At 37.1% G+C, this 12,969-nt stretch carries 14 protein-coding genes; 6 read left to right on the forward strand and 8 right to left on the reverse strand.

Annotated elements, in window-relative coordinates; all coding sequences use genetic code 11:
* Positions 1–44 precede the first annotated feature (44 nt).
* On the forward strand, positions 45–959 hold the full coding sequence (locus LCM02_RS10855) for a cation transporter (RefSeq protein ID WP_224929461.1): 915 nt from the start codon (positions 45–47) through the stop codon (positions 957–959).
* On the opposite strand, the gene LCM02_RS10860 is transcribed toward LCM02_RS10855, so the two are convergent.
* Together LCM02_RS10860 and LCM02_RS10865 are read right to left on the reverse strand one after the other, a co-directional pair.
* Positions 956–2,404, reverse strand: a complete 1,449-nt coding sequence (locus LCM02_RS10860) for an outer membrane protein transport protein (protein ID WP_224929464.1) — start codon at positions 2,402–2,404, stop codon at positions 956–958. The genes LCM02_RS10855 and LCM02_RS10860 overlap by 4 nt on opposite strands.
* A gap of 11 nt (positions 2,405–2,415) precedes the next feature.
* Positions 2,416–3,564 (reverse strand): BamA/TamA family outer membrane protein, encoded by a 1,149-nt coding sequence (locus LCM02_RS10865; protein WP_224929467.1) that lies wholly within the window; start codon positions 3,562–3,564, stop codon positions 2,416–2,418.
* Positions 3,565–3,722: 158 nt separating this feature from the next.
* Here LCM02_RS10865 and LCM02_RS10870 point away from each other — a divergent pair, with 158 nt between their 5' ends.
* The 3 genes from LCM02_RS10870 to LCM02_RS10880 all read left to right on the forward strand — a co-directional run bounded on the left by LCM02_RS10870 (position 3,723) and on the right by LCM02_RS10880 (position 5,352).
* A complete protein-coding gene (locus tag LCM02_RS10870) occupies positions 3,723–4,352 on the forward strand; it encodes a DUF2975 domain-containing protein (protein ID WP_224929470.1) in 630 nt (209 codons plus the stop codon).
* A 2-nt stretch (positions 4,353–4,354) separates the two neighbouring features.
* A complete protein-coding gene (locus LCM02_RS10875) occupies positions 4,355–4,564 on the forward strand; it encodes a helix-turn-helix domain-containing protein (RefSeq protein ID WP_224929472.1) in 210 nt (69 codons plus the stop codon).
* A gap of 65 nt (positions 4,565–4,629) precedes the next feature.
* Positions 4,630–5,352, forward strand: coding sequence for a hypothetical protein (locus tag LCM02_RS10880; RefSeq protein ID WP_224929475.1), 723 nt, complete (start codon positions 4,630–4,632; stop codon positions 5,350–5,352).
* Positions 5,353–5,396: 44 nt separating this feature from the next.
* Here the strand turns inward: LCM02_RS10880 and LCM02_RS10885 are convergent, their stop codons facing one another.
* Complete coding sequence (locus LCM02_RS10885; RefSeq protein ID WP_224929478.1) at positions 5,397–6,095, reverse strand: SGNH/GDSL hydrolase family protein; 699 nt, start codon at positions 6,093–6,095, stop codon at positions 5,397–5,399.
* A gap of 142 nt (positions 6,096–6,237) precedes the next feature.
* On the opposite strand from LCM02_RS10885, the gene gltX reads away from it, so the two are divergent.
* Positions 6,238–7,770, forward strand: coding sequence for a glutamate--tRNA ligase (gltX, locus tag LCM02_RS10890; protein ID WP_224929482.1), 1,533 nt, complete (start codon positions 6,238–6,240; stop codon positions 7,768–7,770).
* Positions 7,771–7,773: 3 nt separating this feature from the next.
* On the opposite strand, the gene LCM02_RS10895 is transcribed toward gltX, so the two are convergent.
* Together LCM02_RS10895 and LCM02_RS10900 are read right to left on the reverse strand one after the other, a co-directional pair.
* Positions 7,774–8,322, reverse strand: a complete 549-nt coding sequence (locus LCM02_RS10895; RefSeq protein ID WP_224929485.1) for an acyl-CoA thioesterase — start codon at positions 8,320–8,322, stop codon at positions 7,774–7,776.
* 4 nt (positions 8,323–8,326) lie between these two features.
* On the reverse strand, positions 8,327–8,701 hold the full coding sequence (locus LCM02_RS10900; protein ID WP_224929488.1) for a 6-phosphogluconate dehydrogenase: 375 nt from the start codon (positions 8,699–8,701) through the stop codon (positions 8,327–8,329).
* A 116-nt stretch (positions 8,702–8,817) separates the two neighbouring features.
* On the opposite strand from LCM02_RS10900, the gene LCM02_RS10905 reads away from it, so the two are divergent.
* Positions 8,818–9,720: an SPFH domain-containing protein gene (locus LCM02_RS10905; RefSeq protein ID WP_394369939.1), complete on the forward strand. Its 903-nt coding sequence runs from the start codon at positions 8,818–8,820 to the stop codon at positions 9,718–9,720.
* A gap of 62 nt (positions 9,721–9,782) precedes the next feature.
* Here the strand turns inward: LCM02_RS10905 and tatA are convergent, their stop codons facing one another.
* The 3 genes from tatA to rnr all read right to left on the reverse strand — a co-directional run bounded on the left by tatA (position 9,783) and on the right by rnr (position 12,937).
* Positions 9,783–9,974, reverse strand: a complete 192-nt coding sequence (tatA, locus tag LCM02_RS10910; protein ID WP_224929494.1) for a twin-arginine translocase TatA/TatE family subunit — start codon at positions 9,972–9,974, stop codon at positions 9,783–9,785.
* 52 nt (positions 9,975–10,026) lie between these two features.
* Positions 10,027–10,695, reverse strand: coding sequence for a head GIN domain-containing protein (locus tag LCM02_RS10915; protein WP_224929497.1), 669 nt, complete (start codon positions 10,693–10,695; stop codon positions 10,027–10,029).
* A gap of 97 nt (positions 10,696–10,792) precedes the next feature.
* Positions 10,793–12,937, reverse strand: coding sequence for a ribonuclease R (gene rnr, locus LCM02_RS10920; RefSeq protein WP_224929500.1), 2,145 nt, complete (start codon positions 12,935–12,937; stop codon positions 10,793–10,795).
* Positions 12,938–12,969: the final 32 nt, after the last annotated feature.

A 12,969-nucleotide genomic window follows, 5' to 3' on the forward strand; every position in this document is an offset into this window, starting at 1 on the left:
AATTAATCTTTAAATTGTATTTTAGTAAAGTGTTAAAATAAAGTATGAACGTAAATACGGATAGCGTAGAAGTATCTGCTCTTAAAATCGGGGTCCTGGTAAATTTGCTGATGGCCGTTGCAGGCTGGGTAGCTTACTCTCTCACAGGCTCTGAAGCATTGCTTTTAGATGGAAATTTTTCATTTATATCTTCTTTAACGACCGTTGGCGCCATTCTTATCATAAAAAGTAAGCATAAAAGAACTGTTGTTTTTCCTTATGGGCGTTATTTCTATGAATCTTTCTTCACCTTGTCAAAAGGGGTCTTAATTCTCGGCCTTACTGTCGCCGCGCTTTTTCAAAACGTTATCAAAATACTGGATTTTATCGAAGGAAAATCTCTGGAAAAATTAAAAACAGGGCCAATATTAATTTATATGACGCTCATGCTTGTTCTTTGTTTCGGAACCGCTTTTTTTTATCGCTTTAAAAACAAAAAAATCAATAATCAAAGCACTATTTTAGGGGTAGAAACAAAAGCAAGCATGATCGATGGATATATGACAATAGCCATAGGGATAGCCCTGGTTCTTACGACCATTGTTCCGGAATCATCTGAATTTTCATTTTTACTTTATATCGGAGACGCCATAATCGTAATCCTGATGTGCTTCTTCCTTTTGAGAATTCCCTTTGGGGTCATAAAAGAAGGGTTTATTGAATTGGGTGGTGGGAGCCTTCAGGACGACAAACTCCTCAAATTAGTAGATAATACAATTCAAACCTATATTCCTGATTCTATCAAAATCATAAAATTCCATGCTTCTAAAACCGGAAGCAGTCATTTATTGCTTATTTATGCAAAACCAAGGGGCCCTGAGGTCAATGTAGAGCTTATTGAGCGTTTTCGATTGGATCTTTTTGAAAATTTGGTAAATCAAATGCCCAACCCCGAAATAGAAATTGTACTCAGGCCTTAATTCTTGCCTTGATCTCTTTCAATATTCAGATTTACACCAAGGGTAAAACTGAAATTATGATACTGTGTAGAGGTATTGTTTTTTAAATCTCCTTTAAGAAAATTTGCCTGTGATGCGGAGGTCATGTCCGCAAACTGCCTGTCGCCTTCAGAACTTCCGTTTGCATAGTCTATTCCAACGGTTAAATTCAGTCTTTTGCTTGACATTTTTATTCCCGAGGTAATGTGAAACAGGTCCCAGTATGTAAAACTCGGAACAAATTCCTCAAACCTGTCTATCGCCTTGTCATCAAAGAAATTCTTATCCGTTCGAAAACTACCGATATAACTGATCCAATCCTTAATCTGATACCGCAGGGAAAAACCAAAATTCGTAACGCTTTTATGCGCCATTACCGGGATGGCATAATCTGAATCCGGTGCGGTTGGGAACTCCGGAGAAATACTCCTGTCATTCTCCACAATCATTTTATAGGGGTCTACCTTGGCAAACCACTCCAAAGAAAAGGCCAGTAGCAATTTTCCAAAATCATACTCAGCACCAAAATTGGCAGAAAAAGGTGTTTTGTATACTCCACTGAACTTGTTATGAGAATCAGAACTGTTTATTCGAATATCTTCATCAGGCAAATAAGTAACCTGTGATCGATACGCATAATTATTAAGCAATCCCAGGCTTATAGCAGGGGTTGATAAACTCAGTCCCAGTTTTAATTGATCCAGATCCAAATCTACGGCAGGTCGGAATATAAGGCCCATTACACGAGCGTTGAATTTTTGTTCCTCAGTGTTTGATGTAAGTGCGGAAAATTCCGGAAAACTGCTTTCCAGGTCTGACTTTGGGAAAGCGCTGGCAAAATACCCGCTAAAATAATCCTGTGACCTGACAAAAATATACGTTCCAAGGCCTACTCCAATCTTTTCCGAAATCTTATATGCCATGGCTCCCATCACCCAGCTTTCTCGGACTCTGTTGTCGTATCGCAACTGGCCCTGAAAAATATCTTCCTGGTTATCCGGCTTTAAATAGTTTCCTTCCTGTTCGTGCTCGATTAAAAATGAAAGGTTTGAGTTGTATCTTGTCATTGCCCCAAAAACATAAGTGAAATTAGGATTCTTTTTGGATCTTTTTAAATAAGCGATCAGGGAGGGAGCAATGTCAGCAGAAAAATAATCAAGATTGATCATTTCACCCCCTGCATTCTTAATATTTAGGGCATCAAATGAAACCACATCAGCCTGACCTTCAAAGTATTCTCCGTCAATAAAGGCCATCGCTCCCGGATTATAATAGGCTGCTGCCACATTCCTTATTCCGGCCACTTCGATACCCCCTTTTAAAGAGGATGTAGCTCCAAAATTATGAAACCAATAATGGTTTTCCTGACCTTGAACCTGGAGGGATATAAACAATCCCAGCAATAATAAAATCTTTTGTTTCTTCATTTCTTCTTTTTTTATCGCGCCCAATTACTTCCAATGGTAATGTTCCACGCCCATATCTCCGGGCCTCTCGCAATGTCAATTCCGGCATGCAAACCGTATTGTTTGGCCAAAAAATATCGAAACCCCGTTCCACCGGCTACTTTAATATCCTGAAATATATCTCCATAATCTTTTAACGCTTCGCCTGCGCCAATAAATCCAACAATACTCCATCTTTTTATAAAATTCCAGCGCCACTCCGTTTCCAACGTATATACGTTATCATTCTGATAACGCAGAGCAGGAATCCCTCTTAAGGATATAAAGGGAAGCTCATAAAAAGGCACATCTCCCCATTTAGACGCAATATGAAGCCGGTATCCTGAAAACACTTTTTCACTCACCGGATGGTAATAATAGGTCCTTGAATCCAGGTTTCCATAATCGCTGTCTCCTCCCAAAGCTTCGGAATAAAAACCAATTTCAAGAGCGGTTTTAACTCCCTTATTAGGAGTTAGGGAATTATCTCTTCCGTCATATAAAAAAACTGCATTCATGCCCGCGGTACTCGTATTTATTTCAAGTTCCTCCAGTTCAGGTATATCAATACCGGTTTTAAAGTTAATATCATTATTAAAATAAAGATAGTTCAGACCAACAAACAAAGGAATCTCCTTCTTAATTCTGTATAGTAGTTCCTGAAGGGTGAAAAAACCCTTCATACTAAACTTATATTCCTCATTCAGATTATCAAATCCGGCACCGTAAAAAGTAAGGTTAGGCGCCACATAAGCAAGAATACCCAAATACCGGATTCTATCCTCTAAATAGGAACCCTGATGACCACCTCCTACAAACCAGGTTCCGTTACTGGTATATGCCCCTGCCGCAAAGCTAACAGTTGGGCTTAAACCTTTTGCTCCTTCATTATCAAATGCTTCGCCTTTATGAAAATAAGCTAAAGCCAATCCGCCTCCAAAGCCTACCGCGGGCTCCGTAATTATTATCGGTACCGGTAGAAAACCCGTATTTGAATTTAGAAACTCACTCATGTCAATAGCTCCGTCCTCCTTGCTAATGAACATATCTCTGAAGCCCTGAGATGCAACCTTAAGGTTTAAAAACAAGAAAACTAGAAAAAACAGCCTTAGCATGGATGTTGTAACAGACTGTGGTAACATGTATCAGAATTAGTTGAGTTTAACAAATATACCAAAAAACAGATTGATAATCTAAGTTAACAAAAATATTGATCTAAATTAAATATTTATTGATAAACAATAATTTTATATTGTTTTATAATATTTTTTATTATCTTTGATATTCCAAATAAACGATCATGAAAATTATAAGACCACCTTTAAGTTTAAGATTAATCCATTGGTTCAATAATATCGTATTGGGATTGTTATCAATCGTGACCTTGGGCGCAATTGTGTTCAATATTTTGCTTTACACGGATTTCTTCGGCGATGATATGCAGCTTCGTACCAGTTTTCCAGCCAAAGTCGATTTTATGGAAAAAGGAGACCTCTATTTAAATGGTGATCACCTTAAGGTTCAGCTGGTAGATGCTAACACGAGAATTCATTTTATCAACACGCCCGATTATATCACAAAAAAAGCGGGTATCGCATTGCTGATAATTCTCTTAACGATTCTGTTGCTCGTCTGGGAATTCAGAAAATTTGTCCTTAATGTCAAAAATGGGGATGTGTTCACAAAAAGTAATATTCATTCTTTGCAAAAAATATCCTATATTCTGGTTGGAATCTGGGTTTTTACGGCAGTGTACATGCGTCTTGCCTATTATTATTTGAACGAAAATATACATTTTGAACAGGTCGTAATCACTGATGAAGTACCTAACTACGAAGGCCTTCTTTTTGTTGCCTTGTTTGTATGGGTTCTTGCCCATATAATGATGAGTGGATTAAAAATCAAAGAAGAACAAGAACTAACTATATAATAATGGCTATTATCGTTAATCTTGATGTAATGCTGGCTAAAAGAAAAATGAGCCTTACAGAACTTTCTGAAAATGTGGGTATAACAATGTCAAATTTGTCCATCTTAAAAAAAGGAAAAGCAAAGGCAATCCGATTTTCAACGCTTGAAGCCATTTGTGCAGTGCTTGAATGTCAGCCTGGAGATATTCTCGAATATGAAAATAATCCTTGACTTTTTAGATTTTAGAAAAGTATTTCTATATTCATCTTCTTGTTTTCAAAAATAAAAGCTCGTAAATGGACTTCAGATGTATATTTATTATCCTCTTCTTTACTTTTTCAGGAACTCTTTCTGTTTACACGCAGGAACATAAGACTCAAGGTTCAGTGGCTCCAGTCGAGGGCCTTGAACAAGGAAAATATTCATTTTCTGTAGGTTTTAATTTCGGTCAGTTTATCAGCAAAAATGAAGATGCTTACATTTATTATATTCTTGATGATCAAAATATAAAGTATAATGTTAAGCTGGGATTCGGATATAATGTTCAGGACATGAAAACTATCGGAGTTGGGTTTCGATATTACTACGATAAATACGATGTAGAATATGAAAATGTAGTAGGTGATACAATTATGAGTAGTTCGCTGGATAAAAGATTAACCACAAATCTTTATTATGGTATTTCAAAGCCTCTGTTTGGTTCCAAAAAAGTTTTTTTTATTAGCGATCCGAGTCTATTTCTGACTTTCGGAAACGGGGAATCAACCCGAGAATTAGATGATATTAACGAATTAAGTGAATCCACAACATTCGCAATTTCACTGGGTTTAAATGTTGGTATACAAGTTTTTCTTTCAGAAAAAATGTCAGCTCAAATGTCGGTGGGTCCGGTGGGTGTGGGATACCAATGGGAGTCGTATTCTTTAGATGGGCTTCCTAACGGCTCCTCCGAAAACTTTTTTGCCCGAATGTCTCCTGATATCTTTAATCTTGAATTTAGTATTTCAAGATATTTTTAAAAGATTGTTTAATCTATTAAGTTCACATTGCCTCAGTTACATTATCAAAATTTAGTCTTCAGTGACGTTTTAATGGCATCTAATACCAAGGGTTTCATAATGTCATAACCTTTCTTTGTAGGATGAACCCCGTCCTCTGCTAAAACTTTAGGTAATCCGTTCCTATCGTCAGCCATAACCGAAAAATAATCAAGATATACCATTCCCTTGGCCCCGGCATAGTACTTTAGCATTTTATTCAATTTAGGAATTTTGATATTAGGCTCTAAACCCGGCCTCCAGGGATAATCATAGGCGGGTAGAACAGAAGAGATTACAACAGATATCCCATTTGACCTTGCCAGCTCGGCCATTGACGCTATATTATCTCTTATTTCCTCTAAGGTCATTGGACCCGTATTTCCGGCAATATCATTGGTTCCGGCTAAGATCACAACAACTTCCGGCTTGAGATTGATAACATCCTGTCTAAAACGCACAAGCATTTGCGGGGTTGTCTGACCCCCTATTCCACGGTTAATAAAACTATTATTACTAAATAGCTCAGGATCAGAAACTTTCCAGCCTTCAGTAATAGAATTACCCATAAAGACCACTCTGTTCTCCCCTTTTACAGGAATACCTAAAGCTTCATTCTGTTTTTTAAATCGGTTCAAATTGGCCCAGTCTTGTGCATTTAACACTTGTAAAGAAAAGAATAAAAATGCAGAAAAAATTATTGAATATTTTGACTTAAAAATCATTTTGAATAGGTTTAAGTTTAATTAATTCCTTTAAGGAGGTTCCAAGACACATAACTTTGGCCAAAAATACGATTATAAAATTAGAGCCTTTAATTTCTAAAAAGATAATAACCCATTATCTTTGCGGCAAAATTCGAATCAGATGGATCATAAAGTCAGAGTAAGGTTTGCTCCAAGTCCAACAGGACCTTTACACATTGGTGGTGTAAGAACTGCATTGTTTAATTATCTTTTCGCAAAAAAACATCAGGGCACTTTCGTTTTAAGAATTGAGGATACTGATCAGAATAGATACGTTGCCAATGCTGAACAATACATTATCGATGCCTTGAACTGGTCCAATATCCCATTTGATGAGGGGCCTGGAAAAGATGGGGGATATGGCCCTTACAGACAGTCCGAAAGAAAAGATCTTTACAGGAAATATGCCGATCAGCTTATTGCCTCTGGAAATGCTTATCTGGCCTTCGATACAGCCGAAGAGCTTGAATTTCACCGGAACGATCATCAGGAAAAAGGGAAGACATTTATTTACAACTGGCACAACAGGGAAAAACTATGCAATTCCCTGACTCTTTCCAGCGATGAAGTCCAAAAGAAGATTGAAGATGGCGAAAAATACGTGGTTCGCTTCAAATCCCCGGTAAATGAAACACTTGTTCTCAATGATATGATTAGAGGAGAAATGAAGATCGATACCAATATACTTGATGACAAGATCTTATTCAAATCTGACGGAATGCCTACCTATCATCTGGCTAATATCGTTGACGATCATTTGATGGAAATAACTCATGTGATCCGAGGTGAAGAATGGTTGCCCTCACTGGCCCTGCACGTTCTTCTTTACAGGGCCTTTGACTGGAAAGCTCCTGAATTTGCTCATCTGCCACTTATTTTAAAACCAACCGGAAAGGGCAAATTAAGTAAGCGTGACGGGGATAAACTTGGTTTTCCTGTGTTTCCACTGGCTTATACAAATGAAGAAAGCGGAGAGGTGTCACGAGGTTATCGGGAAGATGGTTATTTTTCAGATGCCTTTATCAATATGCTGGCTTTTTTAGGCTGGAACCCGGGTACGGAGCAAGAATTATTTAGCCTTGATGAATTGATTAAGGCTTTTGATATTGAAAAAGTGGGAAAATCCGGTTCAAAATTTGATGCTGAAAAAACCAAATGGTTTCAGCACCAATACCTCATCCGAAAAAGCGATCTTGAAATTGCAAAACTTTTTATTCCAACGCTGGAAAAACATCTGGGGACCTCTTTTGATAAAGAACTGGATCTGGAATATATCACGAAGGTTGTAAGCCTGATCAAAGAAAGGGCAACCTTTGCAGATGACCTTTGGGATCTGGGAAGTTTCTTTTTTGTTACACCTGAATCTTATGATGAGAAAGCGGTCAAAAAGAACTGGAAAGAAGGAACTTCCGATCTAATGACCGAACTTAGTAACATGTTTGAAAAATTAACTGATTTCAGTTCGAATCATGTAGAAACCGAATTAAAAGCCTGGATAAGTGCAAAAGAAATTGGGTTTGGTAAAGTTATGCAACCCTTGAGATTAAGCCTTGTAGGGGCTTTAAAAGGGCCTCAATTAGCAGATATTGCCAATTTAATAGGCCAGGAAGAAACTGTAAGAAGAATTAGAAATGCAGTAGAAAAATTAAGCTAGGTATTAAAAATCGATTTTGACATTGTAATTTTCCAGTTGTTTCCTGTAATTTTTTGGTATAAAATTCTCTTTGCTAAATTCAGATTTGCGAATCTTTCGGTTGTTGATGTGTTCAATAGATCTCATAAACCTTCTGAGATCATCCTGATCCGATAGGATCAAACCCGGAACCTGAATACTTTTTCCCGATTCATCCTTAGCTACCATGGAAAAATAAGAAGAGTTACAATGCTTTTCCTCTCCGGTCTGTATATTCTGGGAAACCACCCGCATTCCAACAACCATGGAAGATCTGCCAACGTAATTTACCTTTGCTTTCAGGGTGACCAACTCCCCTACTTCAATGGGGTTCAAAAAATCCACACGGTTAACAGATGCAGTGACACAATATTTCCCACTAAATTTTGAGGCCGCCGAAAAGGCCGTCTTATCCATAAGAGATAAAATAAAACCACCATGTATTTTTCCACTGAAATTCGTATATGAAGGCAGCATGAGCTCAGTCAGTACAATCTCAGATTCTTTAGTGGTTTTAAATTTTTTGACGTTCATTCTTTTACTGGCTTTCTATCAATTCCGAATCTTTTTTCAGAATTTCAACCTCTTTCACATAGTATTTCGTATCTCCCAGCCAGAAGAAAGTTCCAAATCTTTCGATATAGGTAAGTTTAACCCTTTTTCCTTGAAATTCCTTAAGTTTCTCCAGTACTTCCTTGTCGCTTTTCTGCACCGAAAAATTAAATTGCTGTTCTTCAGAAACCCCCTGGCTCAAACGTCCTTCCCAGGTTTTGAATATCAGACCGCGCTTTGATATTTTAATAAGTTCACCGGCCCGGTATCCCTCGCTAAAAGTAACGAAATAAATAAACAGGATATAAACCAGAAACACTAATAAAACTGAAATTCCGGCGTATTTAAAAAAACGATTCATGACTTATTTTTAGAATGTGAAAGTCAAAAGTAATAAATATATTTTCTAATCTGTTACAGGCAGTCTGTTGAAATTATTATTTGTAACTTTCAAATAAAATTCAAAACCATATGGAAATGACCACTTATATACCAATCATTGTTATAACACTCTTAATTCTTTTCCTTGGATTGTTTATGGTAAAGCAGCAGACTGCCTTTATCGTCGAACGGTTTGGAAAATTCAACAGTATACGATTTGCCGGACTTCAATTCAAAATTCCATTTATTGATCGGATCGCAGCTAGGTTGAGTTTACGAATTCAACAACTCGATGTTGTAGTTGAAACAAAGACAAATGACGATGTATTCGTTCAGTTAAAGATTTCTGTTCAATATCAGATCTTAAGGGACAAAGTATACGATGCTTACTACAGGCTTCAAAATCCGCATGAACAGTTAACAGCCTATATTTTTGACTTGGTAAGAGCGGAAATTCCAAAAATGATTCTTGATGACGTGTTTGAAAAGAAAGATGACGTGGCCTTTGCCGTGAAAAGGGATTTAAAAGAAGCAATGCTTGACTACGGATATGATATTGTAAAAGCCCTGGTTACTGATATTGATCCTGATGCCTCCGTGAAAGAGGCTATGAACCGAATTAATGCTGCTGAAAGGGAAAAAGTAGCCGCTCAACATGAAGGAGATGCCCAGCGTATACTTATTGTTGAAAGAGCAAAAGCGGAAGCGGAGAGCAAAAGGCTTCAGGGTAAGGGTATTGCTGATCAGAGAAGAGAAATTGCAAAAGGTTTGGAAGAAAGTGTTGATACGCTCAACAAGGCAGGTATTAATCCTCAGGAAGCCTCTGCTTTGATTGTTATTACGCAGCATTATGACACCCTTCAATCCATTGGGGCCGACAGCAGTTCTAACCTTATCCTGCTTCCAAACAATCCAAATGCGGCAAGTTCAATGCTCAATGATATGACAGCTTCTCTATTGGCTGCAAATAAGATCAAAGAAATGAACACTAAGAAATAAGTATATTAAAAAACCTCAACTTGTTAAGTTGAGGTTTTTTAATCTATATCCGTCTAAAAGGATCATTTTTTTTCTTCTGCCTTTTTGGCTTCTTCTTCTTCATTGGTGGCATTCTTGAATTCTTTAATACCGGTTCCAAGACCTTTCATCAACTCTGGTAATTTCTTACCTCCAAACAGCAATAAAATGGCTAAACCGATGATAATCCATTGCCATGGACCAACAAAACCTAAAAAAATTGCTTGTAACATCATAGTTCTTTACATTTAGATCACAAAGTTAACAATTAAATTTAGAAATCACTGACTATTGACGAACATATCCTCCAAGGGATTCACTTTTCTTGACTTCCTTAGGATCTCCGTTTATACTTATAACTCCACCCGTACTTGCTTTTGCATCTAACATTTTTGAGGCATAAATATCAGCAACTCCACCTGTACCGGCAGAAACTTCGACATTTTCCGATTTTAAAAGTTCTCCTTTAAACATTCCTCCAGTATTGGCCTTTACATCCAGTTCTGTCGTGCTTCCCTTCACCTTAACCTCTCCACCGGTAACAGCACTTGACTCAACTTCTTTAGCCTCAACTTCCAGTTTGATACGACCTGCTTCCTGAGCTTTCAGGGTCACATTATCCTGCTTGATGACTTCATCTGAGAAAATATATGATCCTTCATTAGCATCAATCAAATTAACATCATTGTTGTAATGAAGATAAACCATAACCTCATCTGCTGAAAAAGTATGTGATATACTCATAGAAATTCTCAATATACCATTTGAGTTCTTTACGGTTACTTCTGAAGATCTGTTTCCTTCAATAACAACCTTAGATTCATTTGACTTGATCATCTCGACCTGTAAACCTCTATAGGTCTTTAGGCTGTGAAAATCTCCCACATTCATAGTTACTTTTTCCTGAGCCATTCCAACTGCAGCGATCAACATTAACGCAAATACTAATTTTTTCATCATTTTAAATTTTTGTTTTATACTATGATTTCGAAAAAATACCTTTAAGGTATTCAATCCGATTATTAGACATTCATAAATTTTTAATGTTACACTTCTAATCTTCAATGAGATTAAAATCTAAATGTTTTCGTTCAAGATCTGTATTTTTAACAGTGACCGTGACCGGATCTCCTAACTGATACATTCTTTTATCAGCCTGTCCCACTAAGGCATATTGTTTTTCATCAAAAATAAAGTAATCACTCTGGATATCCTTTATTCTAACCATTCCTTCGCATTTATTCTCAATGATTTCAACATAAATACCCCATTCGGTAACTCCGGATATAACCCCCTCAAATTCCTGATCTTCATGATCCTGCATGTACTTAATCTGCATATACTTAATAGAGTCTCTCTCGGCCTTGCTTGCTAAAAATTCTTTTTCCGAGGAATGACTGCATTTCTCCTCGTATTTTTCAGCCTTTACAGAAGGATTCCCATCCAAATATAACTGAAGCAAACGATGTGCCATAACATCCGGATAACGTCTAATAGGAGATGTAAAATGGGTGTAATGGTCAAATGCCAGCCCGTAATGCCCAATATTATCAGTCGTATAAATAGCCTTACTCATCGATCTGATCGTAAGGGTTTCAATCATATTTGATTCTGCCTTTCCATGCACATCTTCCAGTAATTTATTTAGAGAATCAGAGGTTGATTCTCTTGTGTTCGTATTAATCGAATATCCAAATTTCGTAATGATGCCCTGTAACAATGCAAGTTTATCTATATTGGGCTCATCATGCACCCTGTAAACGAAAGTTTTCTTCTTTTTAGAAATAAATTCAGCTACTTTCTTATTGGCTAAAAGCATAAATTCCTCAATGAGCTTATTAGCATCCCTGGATTCTTTGATATACACCCCTATTGGATTCGCTTTGTCATCCAGATTGAACTTTACCTCTGTTTTATCAAATGAAATCGCACCATTCTGCATTCTTCTTTTTCTAATCTTTTTGGCAAGACCATCTAAAGTCGTAATTGCCTCTACCAGTGAGGACTTAACTCCATCCGTATTACCTTCTATGATTTCCTGGGCCTGTTCATAGGTAAACCTTTGATCAGAATACGTTACGGTTCTTCCAAACCAGGGTTTGACAACGTGTCCTTTTTCATTCATCTCAAACACTACCGAAAAGGTTAATTTCTCTTCGTTGGGTCGAAGAGAACATACGTTATTCGACAATATTTCCGGTAGCATAGGTACTACCCGGTCCACCAAATAGACAGAGGTGGCTCTTTCATAAGCTTCCTCCTCTAGTATCGTATTTTCCTTTACATAATGGGACACATCAGCTATATGAACTCCTATTTCAAAATTGCCGTTTTCAAGAATTCGAAACGACAAGGCATCATCAAAGTCTTTAGCATCCTTAGGATCTATGGTAAAGGTCAGATCTTTACGCATATCCCTTCTTTTAGCTATCTCTTTCTGTGTAATTTCTATTGGAATCTTTGAGGCATATGCTTCCACTTCTTCAGGAAAAGAGTAGGGTAAACCGTATTCAAGAAGAATAGAATGGATTTCAGTATCATGATCCCCGGGCCGTCCCAGGACTTTAGTAATTCTACCAAATGGATTTTTTGAATTCTTTGGCCAGTCCGTAATAGTGGCTAAAACCTTGTCTCCATCCTTGGCATCATTCATTTCTTCCGGAGAAATAAAGATGTCAACGTACATCTTAGGGTCATCCGGAATTACAAATCCAAAATTTTTGTTCTTCTGAAGAACTCCAACAAACTCTGATTTTTCCCTTTCAATGATCTCAACAATATCACCTTCCTGCTTTTTGTTTTTCTTGCGTTTATAAACATAAACCTTTACGTAATCATTGTGAAGTGCCTTATTTAAATTTCGGGAAGGAATATAAATATCATGTTCCAGATCCTCACAAACCACATATGCATTTCCTCTTGAGGTAACCTCTACAATTCCTTCATGATAGTGACTCATAGGAACCAAAATGAATTTTCCCCTATCTACCTCATCAAGTCTGTTCTGTCCTTTAAGCCACTGTAATTCCTTTATAATCTGGTTTCTGCCGTTGGTATCTGAAATCTCAAGTTTGGATGCAATTTGTTTATAATTGAGAGCTCTGTTTGAATTCTTATTAAAAATATCTAATATTTTTGTATCTAAATTGTTGATTTTATTCCGTTTAGACTTCAATATTCTTCTTTTCCTTCTTGACATAAATTCTTTTTTTCTACTTTTTAAAAGTACAT

It is taken from the genome of Lutimonas saemankumensis (assembly GCF_020171465.1).
GTDB lineage: Bacteria > Bacteroidota > Bacteroidia > Flavobacteriales > Flavobacteriaceae > Lutimonas > Lutimonas saemankumensis.